The 14,407-nt window shown below is 59.6% G+C and carries 10 protein-coding genes; 2 read left to right on the top strand and 8 right to left on the bottom strand.

The window, feature by feature from the left end:
* Positions 1-10: 10 nt before the first annotated feature.
* The 4 genes from D882_RS0106925 to ppsA form a co-directional block, all read right to left on the bottom strand.
* On the bottom strand, positions 11-1,006 hold the full coding sequence (locus D882_RS0106925) for a zinc transporter ZntB (RefSeq protein ID WP_027922556.1): 996 nt from the start codon (positions 1,004-1,006) through the stop codon (positions 11-13).
* A 24-nt stretch (positions 1,007-1,030) separates the two neighbouring features.
* Positions 1,031-1,522: a ribonuclease E activity regulator RraA gene (gene rraA, locus D882_RS0106920; RefSeq protein ID WP_027922555.1), complete on the bottom strand. Its 492-nt coding sequence runs from the start codon at positions 1,520-1,522 to the stop codon at positions 1,031-1,033.
* Between the two features lie 121 nt (positions 1,523-1,643).
* A complete protein-coding gene (locus tag D882_RS0106915; RefSeq protein WP_027922554.1) occupies positions 1,644-2,633 on the bottom strand; it encodes an alpha/beta fold hydrolase in 990 nt (329 codons plus the stop codon).
* Between the two features lie 91 nt (positions 2,634-2,724).
* A complete protein-coding gene (ppsA, locus tag D882_RS0106910) occupies positions 2,725-5,100 on the bottom strand; it encodes a phosphoenolpyruvate synthase (protein ID WP_027922553.1) in 2,376 nt (791 codons plus the stop codon).
* A 174-nt stretch (positions 5,101-5,274) separates the two neighbouring features.
* Here ppsA and D882_RS0106900 point away from each other — a divergent pair, with 174 nt between their 5' ends.
* The gene (locus tag D882_RS0106900; protein ID WP_027922552.1) at positions 5,275-6,093 is read left to right on the top strand and encodes a pyruvate, water dikinase regulatory protein; all 819 of its coding nucleotides are present in this window, start codon (positions 5,275-5,277) and stop codon (positions 6,091-6,093) included.
* Between the two features lie 125 nt (positions 6,094-6,218).
* On the opposite strand, the gene D882_RS0106895 is transcribed toward D882_RS0106900, so the two are convergent.
* Positions 6,219-7,628, bottom strand: coding sequence for a PLP-dependent aminotransferase family protein (locus D882_RS0106895; RefSeq protein ID WP_050590150.1), 1,410 nt, complete (start codon positions 7,626-7,628; stop codon positions 6,219-6,221).
* Between the two features lie 136 nt (positions 7,629-7,764).
* On the opposite strand from D882_RS0106895, the gene D882_RS0106890 reads away from it, so the two are divergent.
* Complete coding sequence (locus D882_RS0106890; protein ID WP_371258939.1) at positions 7,765-8,673, top strand: DMT family transporter; 909 nt, start codon at positions 7,765-7,767, stop codon at positions 8,671-8,673.
* On the opposite strand, the gene prpD is transcribed toward D882_RS0106890, so the two are convergent.
* From prpD to acnD, 3 genes are all read right to left on the bottom strand, one after another.
* On the bottom strand, positions 8,642-10,126 hold the full coding sequence (prpD, locus tag D882_RS0106885) for a 2-methylcitrate dehydratase (protein ID WP_027922549.1): 1,485 nt from the start codon (positions 10,124-10,126) through the stop codon (positions 8,642-8,644). The genes D882_RS0106890 and prpD overlap by 32 nt on opposite strands.
* 227 nt (positions 10,127-10,353) lie before the next feature.
* Positions 10,354-11,544, bottom strand: coding sequence for a 2-methylaconitate cis-trans isomerase PrpF (gene prpF, locus D882_RS0106880; protein WP_027922548.1), 1,191 nt, complete (start codon positions 11,542-11,544; stop codon positions 10,354-10,356).
* 66 nt (positions 11,545-11,610) lie between these two features.
* Positions 11,611-14,205, bottom strand: coding sequence for a Fe/S-dependent 2-methylisocitrate dehydratase AcnD (gene acnD, locus D882_RS0106875; protein WP_027922547.1), 2,595 nt, complete (start codon positions 14,203-14,205; stop codon positions 11,611-11,613).
* Positions 14,206-14,407: the final 202 nt, after the last annotated feature.

Raw genomic sequence — 14,407 nt, 5'->3', positions numbered from 1 at the left:
TGACGCATGCTCACACCCAACGCAAACGTCGAAATAACCACCACTGCCCGAGCGCCACCGAGACCATCATCAGGCACGCAATCAGGAAGCCATACGGGCTCGCCGAGAACGGAATACCACCGACGTTGATCCCCAAAAGACCGGTCAGGAAACTCATCGGCAAAAAGATCCCGGTGATGATCCCGAAGCGGTACATCGTGCGGTTCATGCGCACGCTCAAACGTCTGTCTTCAGCCTCGAGGACCAGCCCCACCCGCTCCCGGGTCAATTCCAGCTCCTCAAGGTAGCGGGTCAGGCTGTTGTTCAATTCGTTCCAGTAATCGCCATCGTCTTCGACAAACCAGGGCAATTTTATACGCGTCAGTTGCCCGAAAATATCCCGCTGAGGTGCAAGAAAACGTTTCAGCGCCGCTGCCCTGCGACGGATCTGCAATATGGCGCCGTGCTCGGGAGTATACCGTTCGTCGGCATCCAGTTTTTCTTCTTCCTCATCGACCACTTCCGAGAGGCAACTGACCAGATCCTGCACTTTATTGGTGAGGTACTGCGCCATATACAGGACGAGTTCGGACGCGGTTTTCGGCCCTTTGCCGTCGGCGAGTTGCACCAACAATTCATCGGTGGCGCGCAATGGACGCAAACGCAGGGAAATAACCCGCTTGGCCGAGGCGAAAATCCGCACCGAAACCATGTCTTCCGGTTCTGCGCCGGGATTCAAATTGACCCCACGCAAAAATAGCAGCAGTTCGCTGTCCGAAAGCTGTAGAAGACGCGGTCGGGTATTTTCTTCGAGCAGGAGGTCGCAACTGAATTCACTCAGACCGCTGGTTTTACGCAGCCAGGTCTGGGTTTGCGGATGACTGCGATCCCAATGCAGCCACAGGCTCTCATGGGCCTGAAGCTGCAAGTCATCGAGTTCAGTCCGGGCTATCGAACGCGCACTGCCTTTACCGTCCAGTACCAGGGCATGCACCAGGCCCCACTGCGCGTTTTCTTCCTCGAACATCCGCATCCCTTTGTTGGTTTCTGGTTATTCAGGCATTTTCAGCGGGCTTGGCGAGATGATCACGCCGTTGTTGTCCGCGTAAATGTAATGGCCTGGATGGAACGTCACGCCGGCAAAGGTCACCGCGACGTTCAGATCGCCAATGCCGCGCTTGTCGGTTTTCATCGGGTGGCTGGCCAGGGCCTGAACCCCCAGGTCGGTTTGTGCAATGACGTCGACGTCACGGATGCAACCGTAGATCACCAGCCCTTCCCAACCGTTTTTCGCGGCCTTCTCGGCGATCATGTCGCCCAGTAGCGCACGACGCAGCGAACCACCACCGTCGACCACCAACACCTTGCCATTGCCCTTGAGCTCGGCTTGCTCCTTGACCAACGAGTTGTCTTCGAAGCACTTGATGGTCACGATTTCGCCGCCGAAAGAATCACGGCCACCGAAATTGCTGAACATCGGTTCCAGCACCTGCACCAGCTCCGGATAGGCGTCGCACAGGTCAGGCGTGAGGTAATGATTCATCGAGAAACTCCTGTAAAGAGGAAGACAATCGAGGGTGTCGAAACGTGACCAAAACTGCTTAATGCGTCATATCTTAGCCGCAAGCCGATCAGAGCGAAATGCCCTTGTTAGAGCATCAGGCTCAAACTGCCGTCGCCAGATCCGGCTTATCGCCCATCAAGGGCGTCTGTTGATCACCCAACCACCGCGCCACCAACGGCCAGACCTCGGCTTGAGCCGCTTTGCTGACCAGCATCTCTACGTGGCCAAAATTATCGCCAAAGCCCTGTTCGCGGCCAAGGTTGATGAACTGCTTGTGCTCGGAACCGATCTGCTCGAACAATTTACGGCACGCCCACGCCGGGTCCTGATGATCGCCAACAGCGCTCACGGCCAACACTGGCATCGCCACATTGGCCAATCCGGCCCACCAGTCTTTGTCGGCATCGCCAAAACGCCCGAACAATCCGTACCAACGCATGCTTTCCAGGGCCAGGCCAATCGGCTCGTCCTCCGGTCCGCGCTTGAGCCGTGATCCCGACAGTTGCGCAAAACGCTTGAGAATAAAGCGCCCGCTCCACTCCACCGGGGGAATCTTCAACGGCCAATAGGTGCGGCTGACCTGCGTGCCAAAAAACGCCGCAGACGCCACCACAGGTTCACCGATGTACTCACCGCCCAATGCTGCCGCCAACGTAATTCCGCCCAGCGAGTGACCGATCCAGTGCGGGACCTGGCCACTTTGCTCACGCACGAACGCGCCAATGGCGGGCAGATCGTAACGCGCGTAGTCGGCGACACGGTTCTTGCGGTAGTTCTGGTTACGCTGGGACAGGCCATGGCCGCGCATTTCGGGAATCCACACATCGAATCCCAGACGCGTCAGATAGGCGCCCAACCCCAACCCTTTCGGGGAAAACCAGAAGCGGCGATTGGAGAAGCTGCCGTGCAACAGGATCACCGGCACGCCACGTACCGCCGGCTCATCGGCCATGCCCAACCGGGTAACGGCCAGCTCGACGCTGACGTCGGGACTGTTTGCCGGCTTCAAACGGTAAACATCTTCGCTCAGATCACCGCGCCGTTCGGCGCTGATCAGGGCGACAGGAAATAGGTTGCTGCTGCTTTGCATAATGCTCTTGCACAAAAAAGGGCGGCATCCAGAGGAGCCCGCCCTACTCAATTCTTAAAGCCCCGGCCACTTGACCGGGGCTTCATTCACATCACGCCGAGGCTTGACCTTCAGCCAGGAAGAACCAGGTTTCCAGTACGGAGTCCGGGTTCAACGAAACGCTTTCAATGCCCTGCTCCATCAGCCACTTGGCCAGGTCCGGGTGGTCCGAAGGACCCTGACCGCAAATGCCGATGTACTTGCCTGCCTTGTTACACGCGGCAATGGCGTTCGCCAGCAGCTTCTTGACCGCCGGATTACGCTCGTCGAACAGGTGCGCGATGATCCCGGAGTCACGGTCCAGGCCCAGCGTCAGCTGAGTCAGGTCGTTGGAACCGATCGAGAAGCCGTCGAAGAATTCGAGGAACTCTTCAGCGAGGATCGCGTTAGATGGCAGTTCGCACATCATGATGATGCGCAGACCGTTTTCGCCGCGAGCCAGACCGTTTTCGGCCAGCAGATCGATCACCTGGCTGGCTTCGCCCAAAGTACGGACGAACGGCACCATGATTTCGACGTTGGTCAGGCCCATCTCGTTGCGCACGCGCTTGAGGGCACGGCACTCGAGTTCGAAGCAGTCACGGAACGATTCGCTGATGTAACGCGAAGCACCACGGAAGCCCAGCATCGGGTTTTCTTCTTCCGGCTCGTAGAGCTTGCCGCCGATCAGGTTTGCGTATTCGTTGGACTTGAAGTCCGACAGACGCACGATGACCTTTTTCGGTGTAAACGCTGCAGCCAGGGTACTGATGCCTTCGACCAGTTTGTCGACGTAGAAGTCGACCGGGTCGTTGTAACCGGCAATGCGCTTGTCGACGCTGTCCTTGATGTCCTGCGGCAGACCGTCATAGTTCAACAGCGCTTTAGGGTGAACACCGATCATGCGGTTGATGATGAATTCCAGACGGGCCAGGCCCACACCGGCGTTCGGCAGCTGTGCGAAATCGAAGGCGCGGTCCGGGTTGCCGACGTTCATCATGATCTTGAACGGCAGGTCCGGCATGGCGTCAACGGAGTTCTTCTTGATGTCGAAGCCCAGTTCGCCTTCGAAGATGTAACCGGTGTCGCCTTCAGCGCAGGAAACGGTCACGCCCTGGCCGTCTTTCAACAACTGGGTGGCGTTGCCGCAACCGACCACGGCCGGGATGCCCAGCTCGCGAGCGATGATCGCCGCGTGGCAGGTACGACCGCCACGGTTGGTGACGATGGCGCTGGCGCGTTTCATGACCGGTTCCCAGTCCGGGTCGGTCATGTCGGAGACCAGAACGTCGCCTGGCTGGACTTTGTCCATCTCGGACACGTCCTTGATGATGCGGACCTTGCCGGCGCCGATGCGCTGGCCGATGGCGCGACCTTCAACCAGCACAGTGCCGGTTTCTTTCAGCAGGTAACGTTCCATGACGTTGGCCTGGGTGCGGCTCTTCACGGTTTCAGGACGGGCCTGAACGATGTAGAGCTTGCCGTCGTCACCGTCTTTGGCCCATTCGATGTCCATTGGGCACTGGTAGTGCTTCTCGATGATCATCGCTTGCTTGGCCAGTTCGCTGACTTCGGCGTCGGTCAGGCAGAAACGTGCGCGATCAGCCTTGTCGACGTCGATGGTCTTGACCGATTTACCGGCCGTGGCGACTTCGCCGTAGATCATCTTGATGGCTTTGCTGCCCAGGTTGCGGCGCAGGATGGCTGGGCGACCAGCGGCCAGCGTGCCTTTGTGGACGTAGAACTCATCCGGGTTCACCGCGCCTTGTACGACGGTTTCACCCAGGCCGTAGGCGCCGGTGATGAACACCACGTCACGGAAGCCTGATTCAGTATCGAGGGTGAACATCACGCCGGCGGTGCCGGTTTCGGAGCGGACCATGCGCTGAACGCCAGCCGACAGGGCCACCAGCTTGTGGTCGAAGCCCTGGTGCACGCGGTAGGAAATCGCACGGTCGTTGAACAGCGAAGCGAACACCTCTTTGGCGGCGCGAATGACGTTTTCGACACCACGGATGTTCAGGAAGGTTTCCTGCTGACCGGCGAAAGAAGCGTCCGGCAAGTCTTCGGCGGTAGCGGAAGAGCGCACGGCCACGGCCATGTCAGGGTTGCCGGCCGACAGCGTGGCGAACGCGGTGCGGATTTCGGCGTTGAGCTTCTCGGGGAACTCGGCTTCCATGATCCATTGACGAATCTGGGCACCGGTACGGGCCAGGGCGTTGACATCGTCGACATCCAGGGCGTCGAGGGCGGCATGGATCTGATCGTTGAGACCGCTCAGTTCCAGAAAATCACGATAAGCCTGAGCTGTCGTGGCGAAGCCACCGGGCACCGATACACCGGCACCTGCGAGGTTACTGATCATCTCGCCCAGGGATGCGTTCTTGCCCCCCACATGCTCAACATCGTGTTTGCCGAGCTTATCGAGGGAAACTACGTACTCTACCAAGGTGATCTCTCCACTAACTGTGTTGGAAAAGCTCAGAAGCCGGCTGCTCGGGGGAGCGTTTGCCAGCTGTATGGCCTGGACCTGGAAAATAAGTGAGAATGCGGGCCACTGGCGGCCGACAAACCGCGCCTATCATATCCAAGATTCGTCATTAGCTTAAGGCCCAAGGTGCAAATGAAACGATCTGCTTTCTTTATTTCCGACGGTACCGGCATCACGGCCGAAACCCTGGGTCAAAGCCTCCTGGCGCAGTTCGAAAACATTACCTTCAGCAAATTCACGCGACCGTACATCGACAACGTGGATAAAGCGCGGGCCATGGTACAACAAATCAACAAAGCCGCCGAAACCGACGGCTTCCGGCCGATTATTTTCGACACGATCGTCAATCAGGACATTCGTGAGATCCTCGCGACTTCCAATGGTTTCATGATCGACATTTTCTCGACCTTCCTGGCGCCGCTTGAGCAGGAATTGACCGAGCATTCTTCCTACACCGTCGGCAAGTCCCACTCCATTGGTGCCAACACCAATTACATGGAACGCATCGAGGCGGTGAACTTCGCCCTCGACAACGACGACGGCGCCCGCACGCACTACTACGACAAGGCCGATCTGATCCTGGTCGGCGTGTCGCGTTGCGGCAAGACCCCGACCTGCCTGTACATGGCCATGCAATTCGGTATCCGCGCGGCCAACTACCCGCTGACCGAAGACGACATGGAACGCCTGACCCTGCCCAGCGCCCTGCGCGCCCACCAGCACAAGCTGTTTGGCCTGACGATCGACCCGGACCGCCTCACTGCGATCCGCAATGAGCGCAAACCCAACAGCCGTTATTCGAGCTATGCCCAGTGCGAATTTGAAGTGCGCGAGGTGGAGAATCTGTTCCGCCGCGAGAACATTCCGCACATCAACTCCACGCATTTTTCGGTGGAAGAGATTTCGGCGAAGATTCTTGTTGAGAAGGGTGTGGAGCGGCGGTTCAAGTAGCCCCCCAGTGCCTGTGCTGTCGCCATCGCGGGCAAGCCACACCCCCACAGGGGATCTTTGTCGTGCACAAACGTTGTGTTCACTGAAGATCCACTGTGGGAGCGTGGCTTGCCCGCGATGAACGATTACGCGGTCTCGGCCAGCGCCCCGGCCAATGCTTCAAACCCTCGCAGCAACAACCGATCATCCCCCGCCGAATTGCACACACTCGCCCGAATGAACTGCGGCACCGCCCCATGCCCCACCGCAAACGCCTCGGCAGTCGCCACCCGATAATTATTCTCCTTGAGCTCCGCTGCGATCTGCGATGCCCGCCATGGCTCGGGCACTTCGATCCAGAAGTGCGGGCTGTGGGAATGAGTCTTGTAAACCAACCCATCCAGCAATCCCGCGACCAGTGACTTACGTCGACTGATCTCGACCCTCTGCTGCCCCAACAACTGCTCGGCAACGCCGTTTTCGATCCACTGACTCGCCACTTCCAGCGTTAGCGGACTGGCCATCCAGCACGTCCCGCGCACGGCTGCGCTCAAGCGTCCGATCAACGGATGCGGCGCATGCAGATAACCGACGCGCAAACCCGCAGAAACAGCCTTGCTCAAGCTGCCAATCAACACCGAACGCTCCGGGGCAAAATGGCTCAGGGGCAGCGGTCGCTGCGGCGCCAAAACCGCGTGGGCTTCATCCTCAAAAATCAGCAGATTGTGTTGTCGGCAGACCGCTGCAATGGCCTCGCGCCGTGGAACGGACATCACCGCCGCCGTAGGATTCTGGATCGTCGGCGTGCAATACAACGCCGACACACGATGGTTACGGCAAACGTCCCCCAGCGCATCCGGCATCAGCCCTTCATCATCCATCGCGACACCGATCAACTTGATTCCGAGCATGCGCGCGACACTGATCAAACCCGGATACGTCAAATGTTCCGTGACCACGGTATCGCCCGCTTTGAGCAACGCCATCAAGGCACACAACAGACCGTGCTGACCGCCGTTGACGCAAACGATCTGCTCGGCATTCGGCTCGAATGCCTGGTGCCGCAACCAGTGCGCACCCGCGACACGATGACGCGGTAATCCGGCGTCGGCGATGTAGCCGCAGAGGTGTTGCAACGCCCCCGGATCAAGGGCCAACGCTTGCAGGCTCTGACTCAGAAACAGCGCCTCTCGCCCCGGTATCGGCTGGTTGCGGCTCATGTCAAAAAAGCCCTGCGGCTCATCGCTGACATTGCGAAACCCACCGTCACGCGGACGCTCCATTCCGCGCTGACGCACATAGGTGCCGTCACCCACACGAGCGAGGACCAGGCCCACGCGTTCAAGCTCGCCATACGCGCGACTGATGGTACCGATGGTCACGCCCAGGCTGTCCGCCAACAACCGATGAGGCGGCAACTTGCTGCCGGGTTCGATCACCCCCTCGACGATGGCTTTTTCGACGGCATCCGCCAGACGCTTGTACTTCACGCCCACCCCGCTGGCGAGGCCATCGCGCAGGATTGACACCATGGCAATACTTGCTTTGACAGTCATTGAATCCCCGAATAGCGTGCTTGAAACAGGTGCAATCAGGGATAGACCTTTTGCGGTTGCAGGTCAATTTCGACGACAAGGGAGCCGAGTCATGTCCATCGCCATCAGTGCCTCTTCAAGTGTTAGAAAACCCTGGCTGGCGGCATTGGTCACCAGCGTGCTGTTCCTGATCGTGTGCCTGAGCTGGGGCACGACGTGGCTGGGGATCAAGATTGCCGTCGAAACCGTGCCGCCGCTGACGGCTGCCGGCCTGCGCTTTTTGATCGCGTTTCCGTTATTCCTCGGCTTCACCCTGATGCGGCGTGAACCGCTATTGTTTCCCAAGGAAAGCCGCTGGTTTTTTGTGTTCGTCACCCTGTCGTATTTCAGCTTGCCGTATTACTTGCTCAACTACGGCGAGATGCACGTTTCGTCGGGGCTGACAGCGCTGCTGTTCAGTTGTATGCCTGTGTTCATCCTGTTGTTTTCGGCGCTGTTTCTGCGCGAGAAAATCTACCCGTCGCAAGTGCTCGGTATCGCCATCGGCTTTGGCAGTCTGTTCATGATTATCCGCAGCCAGGGCCTGCATCTGGACCATGCCGAATTGTTCGGGGTGTTGGCGATTCTCTGCGCGGCGGTGATGCATGCGTTGTGTTACGTGGTGACCAAAAAACACGGCACCGCGATCAGCGTGATCACCTACAACACGCTGCCCATCGGCATCGCCGGGGTGATGTTGTTTCTCGCTGGTTTGCAGGTTGAGGCGCCGATTTTTACGGCTATCAGCGCGCGGTCGTGGAGTGCCCTGCTCTATCTGGGGCTGGTCGCATCGGTGGGCGGGTTCATCGTTTATTTCCTGCTGCTCAAACGCCTGAGCCCGATCATTTTGTCCTTCGTGTTTATCATCTTTCCGGTGTTCGCCGTGATCATCGGCGCCTGGTACGAGGGGCAACCCTTGTCCCAGGAACTGATGATGTATTCGGCGATTCTGCTGACCGGGTTTGCGATCACCAAATTGCCGATGGAAAAGTGGCTCAGAGCACGAACAGGTCCACGAAGCGATTGACCGGCGTAGCTTCCAGAGCAGCCTGATCTGTGCACAACGCAACAATCTGCGCACTGCGCTGGGCGGTAAAACGCGTGGCCAGGTTGGCCTTGAATTTGTCTTCCAGCAGCGGGATACCGTCGGCGCGACGGCGGCGATGGCCGATCGGGTATTCGACCACCACGTTCTCGGTGCTGGAGCCGTCCTTGAAGAACACTTGCACCGCATTGGCGATGGAGCGTTTGTCGGCTTCGAGGTATTCGCGGGTGAAGCGCGGGTCTTCGACGATGACCATTTTCTCGCGCAGCACATCGATGATCGGATGCGCTGCGTGGAAGTCGTCTTCGTAGTACTCAGCCACCAGATTGCCGAACGCCAGCGGCACGGCGGTCATGTACTGGATGCAGTGATCGCGATCCGCCGCATTGGCCAGCGGACCGACTTTGGAAATGATGCGGATCGCCGACTCGTGAGTGGTGATGACGATGCGGTCGATTTCATGCAGCCGATTGCGAACCTGCGGGTGCAATGTCACGGCTGCTTCGCAGGCGGTTTGCGCATGAAACTCCGCCGGAAAACTGATTTTGAACAGCACGTTTTCCATCACATAACTGCCGTACGGCCGCGAGAAACTGAAGGCCCGTTTGTCTTCGGGTTTGAGCGCCAGATCATTGTTGGTGTGGCTGAACAAAACATCGTAAAAGCCCCACTGCCTGGCCGTCAGCACGCCGGGAATGCCCATCTCGCCCCGCATGGCGATGTCTGCCAATCGGACGCCGCGACTGGTCGCATCGCCGGCGGCCCAGGATTTGCGCGAGCCGGCATTGGGCGCATGCCGATACGTGCGCAGCGCCTGGCCGTCGGCGAACGCATGGGACAACGCCGACAGCAACTGCTCGCGACTGGCGCCCATGAGTTTGGCGGTGACCGCCGTCGAGGCGACTTTCACCAGGATGACGTGATCGAGGCCGACGCGATTGAAGGAATTTTCCAGGGCAATCACGCCTTGAATTTCGTGGGCCATGATCATCGCTTCGAGCACCGCGCGAACGGTCAGCGGCGCCTCGCCATTGGCCAGGCTCTTTTGCGACAGGTGATCGGCCACCGCGAGAATGGCGCCAAGGTTATCCGACGGATGCCCCCACTCGGCGGCGAGCCAAGTGTCGTTGTAATCGAGCCAGCGCACGATGCAGCCGATGTCCCACGCGGCTTTGACCGGATCAAGGCGATAGCTGGTGCCGGGCACGCGGGCACCGAACGGCACGACGGTGCCTTCGACGATAGGGCCCAGGTGTTTGGTGCATTCGGGAAATCGCAGCGCCAGAAGACCGCAGCCCAGCGTGTCCATCAGGCAGTTGCGGGCGGTGTCGAGGGCTTCTTGGGATTGGATGTTGAAGGTGAGGACGTAGTCGGCAATGTCCTGCAGGACACGGTCGTACTCGGGGCGAATGTTCTGGTCGACGTTGGCACTCATGTTCGATTCACTCTTGAAGTGGTTCGTTGATGGGACCTCGGTTCAGGGTCAATCTCAGTCGAGTAAAGCTTTCTTATTTTGAAATGCAGTCAACTGTGGGAGCGACGGTGCGACGATTCGACTTGCTCGCGATAGCGGTGAGTCAGCCAACAAAGATGTTGAATGTGTAAGCCTCATCGCGAGCAAGCTCGCCCCCAACAGGGTTTTCGGTGATTTCTGAATTTACGTCAGAAGGAATCACCTGGTACGCGAACATAACCTTCCATCAACACCCGCGCACTGCGGCTCATGATGGCTTTGTTCACGGTCCACTCACCGTTGACCAGGCTGGCTTCTGCGCCCACACGCAGCGTGCCGGATGGATGACCGAAACGTACGGCATTGCGTTCGACACCGCCCGCGGCGAGGTTCACCAACGTCCCGGTAATCGCTGCTGCCGTGCCGATCGCCACCGCCGCCGTGCCCATCATCGCGTGGTGCAATTTACCCATCGACAACGCCCGAACCAGCAAGTCGACATCCCCTGCTGCAATGGCTTTGCCACTGGACGACACGTAGTCCGCCGGCTTGGCCACGAAGGCCACTTTCGGGGTGTGTTGACGCTTGGCCGCTTCGTCGATGTTCGAGATCAGGCCCATGCGCAATGCGCCGTAGGCACGGATGGTTTCGAACATCAGCAACGCTTTCGGGTCGCTGTTGATCGCGCCCTGCAACTCGGTGCCGGTGTAACCGATGTCTTCGGCATTGACGAAAATCGTCGGGATGCCGGCGTTGATCATGGTCGCCTTGAAGGTTCCGACGCCGGGTACTTCGAGGTCGTCCACCAGGTTGCCGGTAGGGAACATCGAACCACCGCCGCCCTCTTCTTCCGCCGCCGGGTCCATGAATTCGACCTGCACTTCGGCGGCCGGAAAAGTCACGCCATCGAGTTCGAAATCACCGGTTTCCTGCACTTCACCGTTGGTGATCGGCACGTGGGCGATGATGGTCTTGCCGATGTTGGCCTGCCACACGCGAACCACGGCAACGCCGTTGTGCGGAATGCGGCTGGCGTCGACCAGGCCGTTGCTGATCGCGAACGAACCGACCGCTGCCGACAGGTTGCCGCAGTTGCCGCTCCAGTCCACGAAAGGCTTGTCGATGGACACCTGACCGAACAGGTAATCGACGTCGTGATCGGCCTTGAGGCTTTTCGACAGGATCACGGTTTTGCTGGTGCTGGAGGTCGCACCGCCCATGCCGTCGATTTGCTTGTCGTACGGGTCGGGGCTGCCGATCACGCGCAGCAACAAAGCGTCGCGGGCCGGGCCTGGAATTTGTGCGGATTCAGGCAAGTCTTTGAGGCTGAAAAACACGCCTTTGCTGGTGCCGCCACGCATGTAGGTGGCAGGGATTTTGATCTGAGCTGCGTGAGCCATGTGCTCGTTACTCCTTACCTTGAAAACAGACACGGGACTTGAAGTCCCGTGTCTGTACAGCGTGTGTTAGACGGCGACTGCCGACTCTTCGAGGAAGTCCTGGGCAAAGCGTTGCAACACGCCACCGGCTTCGTAGATCGACACTTCTTCGGCGGTGTCGAGGCGGCACATCACCGGCACATCGACGCGTTCGCCGTTCTTGCGATGGATCACCAGCGTCAGCTCGGCGCGCGGTGTGCGCTCGCCGATCACGTCGTAGGTTTCACTGCCGTCGATGGCCAGGGTGTGACGGTTGGTGCCAGCCTTGAACTCCAGCGGCAACACGCCCATGCCCACCAGGTTGGTGCGGTGAATGCGCTCGAAACCTTCGGCGGCAATCGCTTCCACCCCTGCCAGGCGCACGCCCTTCGCCGCCCAGTCGCGGGACGAACCCTGACCGTAGTCGGCGCCGGCAATGATGATCAGCGGCTGCTTGCGTTCCATGTAGGTTTCGATGGCTTCCCACATGCGCATCACTTTGCCTTCCGGCTCGACGCGCGCCAGCGAACCCTGTTTGACCTTGCCGTTTTCCAGAACCATTTCGTTGAACAGTTTCGGGTTGGCAAAGGTGGCGCGCTGTGCAGTCAGGTGGTCACCGCGGTGAGTCGCGTAAGAGTTGAAGTCCTCTTCCGGCAGGCCCATTTTCGCCAGGTATTCACCGGCGGCGCTGTCCAGCATGATCGCATTCGATGGCGACAGGTGATCGGTGGTGATGTTGTCCGGCAGCACCGCCAACGGGCGCATACCCTTGAGCGGACGTGCGCCGGCCAACGCGCCTTCCCAGTACGGCGGACGGCGGATGTAGGTGCTCATCTCGCGCCACTCGTACAGCGGCGCTACTTTCGGGCCGGTGTCTTCGTGGATGGCGAACATCGGGATGTAGACCTGACGGAACTGCTCAGGCTTCACCGAGGCCTTGACCACGGCGTCGATTTCTTCGTCGCTCGGCCAGATGTCTTTCAGGCGGATTTCCTTGCCATCGACCACGGCCAGCACATCTTTTTCGATGTCGAAACGGATGGTCCCGGCGATGGCGTAAGCGACCACCAGTGGCGGCGAAGCGAGGAACGCTTGCTTGGCGTACGGGTGAATCCGGCCGTCGAAGTTGCGGTTACCGGACAGCACGGCAGTGGCGTACAGGTCGCGGTCGATGATCTCTTGCTGGATCACCGGGTCCAGTGCGCCGGACATGCCGTTGCACGTGGTGCAGGCGAAGGCGACGACGCCGAAACCGAGCTGTTCCAGCTCGTCGGTCAGACCGGCTTCATCCAGGTACAGCGCGACGGTTTTCGAACCCGGTGCCAGGGACGATTTGACCCATGGCTTGCGGGTCAGGCCGAGCTTGTTGGCGTTGCGCGCCAGCAGGCCGGCAGCGATCACGTTGCGCGGGTTGCTGGTGTTGGTGCAGCTGGTGATGGCGGCGATGATCACGGCGCCATCCGGCATTTGGCCAGGCACGTCATCCCACTTGCCGGAGATGCCTTTGGCGGCCAGATCGGAAACCGCGACACGGGCGTGCGGGTTGCTCGGGCCAGCCATGTTGCGCACCACGGTGGACAGGTCGAAGGTCAAGCCGCGCTCGTATTGCGCGCCCTTCAGGCTGTCGGCCCACAGGCCGGTGGTCTTGGCATATTGCTCCACAAGCTGCACCTGATCGTCTTCACGACCGGTGAGCTTGAGGTAGTCGATGGTCTGCTGGTCGATGTAGAACATCGCCGCGGTGGCGCCATATTCAGGTGCCATGTTGGAGATGGTTGCGCGGTCCCCGAGGGTCAGCGCAGCGGCGCCTTCACCGAAGAACTCCAGCCATGCGCCCACGACTTTTTGCTTGCGCAGGAACTCGGTCAGCGCCAGCACCATGTCGGTGGCGGTGATGCCCGGTTGCAGCTTGCCGGTCAGCTCGACGCCGACGCTTTCTGGCAGACGCATCCAGGACGCACGACCGAGCATCACGCTCTCGGCTTCGAGACCACCCACGCCGATGGCGATCACGCCCAATGCATCAACGTGCGGGGTGTGGCTGTCGGTGCCGACGCAGGTGTCGGGGAACGCCACGCCGTCACGCACCTGGATCACCGGAGACATTTTCTCCAGGTTGATCTGGTGCATGATGCCGTTGCCTGGTGGGATCACGTCGACGTTCTTGAACGCTTTCTTGGTCCAGTTGATGAAGTGAAAACGGTCTTCGTTGCGACGGTCTTCGATGGCGCGGTTCTTCTCGAACGCCTCAGGATCAAAACCACCGCGTTCGACGGCCAGGGAGTGATCGACGATCAATTGCGTCGGCACCACCGGGTTCACTTGCGCCGGGTCGCCGCCTTGCAGGGCGATGGCGTCACGCAGGCCGGCGAGGTCGACCAGTGCGGTCTGGCCGAGAATGTCGTGGCACACCACACGGGCCGGAAACCACGGGAAATCGAGGTCGCGTTTGCGTTCGATGAATTGCTTCAGGGATTCGGTGAGCGTGGCCGGGTCGCAGCGACGCACAAGGTTTTCCGCCAGCACGCGGGAGGTGTACGGCAGGGTGTCGTAGGCGCCAGGTTGAATGGCTTCGACAGCCGCGCGGACGTCGAAGTAATCCAGATGGCTGCCGGGCAGCTGTTTGCGAAATTCTGTGTTCATCGTCAGGACTCGGGTCACGGTAGTTTCAAAAGGCGGGGCCAGACGCAAGACTTGAACTGAACACAATCCACTGTAGGAGTGAGCCTGCTCGCGATAGCGATGTAACTGCCGACACTGATGTCGCATGTCAGTCCGTCATCGCGAGCAGGCTCGCTCCTACAGGGATCTGCGTTGCATTTAGATCCCTGCGTCGGCCCCCACC

Origin of the sequence: Pseudomonas sp. URMO17WK12:I12 (assembly GCF_000514395.1) — a bacterium.
Classification (GTDB): Bacteria; Pseudomonadota; Gammaproteobacteria; order Pseudomonadales; family Pseudomonadaceae; genus Aquipseudomonas; species Aquipseudomonas mucoides.
This window is presented reverse-complemented; position numbering and strand designations above follow the sequence as displayed.

Coding starts and splice junctions, on each gene's coding strand:
- D882_RS0106925 (WP_027922556.1), bottom strand. CDS start 1,006: ATGTTCGAGGAAGAAAACGCGCAGTGGGGCCTGGTGCATGCCCTGGTA.
- D882_RS0106915 (WP_027922554.1), bottom strand. CDS start 2,633: ATGCAAAGCAGCAGCAACCTATTTCCTGTCGCCCTGATCAGCGCCGAA.
- acnD (WP_027922547.1), bottom strand. CDS start 14,205: ATGAACACAGAATTTCGCAAACAGCTGCCCGGCAGCCATCTGGATTAC.
- prpD (WP_027922549.1), bottom strand. CDS start 10,126: ATGAGTGCCAACGTCGACCAGAACATTCGCCCCGAGTACGACCGTGTC.
- rraA (WP_027922555.1), bottom strand. CDS start 1,522: ATGAATCATTACCTCACGCCTGACCTGTGCGACGCCTATCCGGAGCTG.
- D882_RS0106895 (WP_050590150.1), bottom strand. CDS start 7,628: ATGACTGTCAAAGCAAGTATTGCCATGGTGTCAATCCTGCGCGATGGC.
- D882_RS0106900 (WP_027922552.1), top strand. CDS start 5,275: ATGAAACGATCTGCTTTCTTTATTTCCGACGGTACCGGCATCACGGCC.
- prpF (WP_027922548.1), bottom strand. CDS start 11,544: ATGGCTCACGCAGCTCAGATCAAAATCCCTGCCACCTACATGCGTGGC.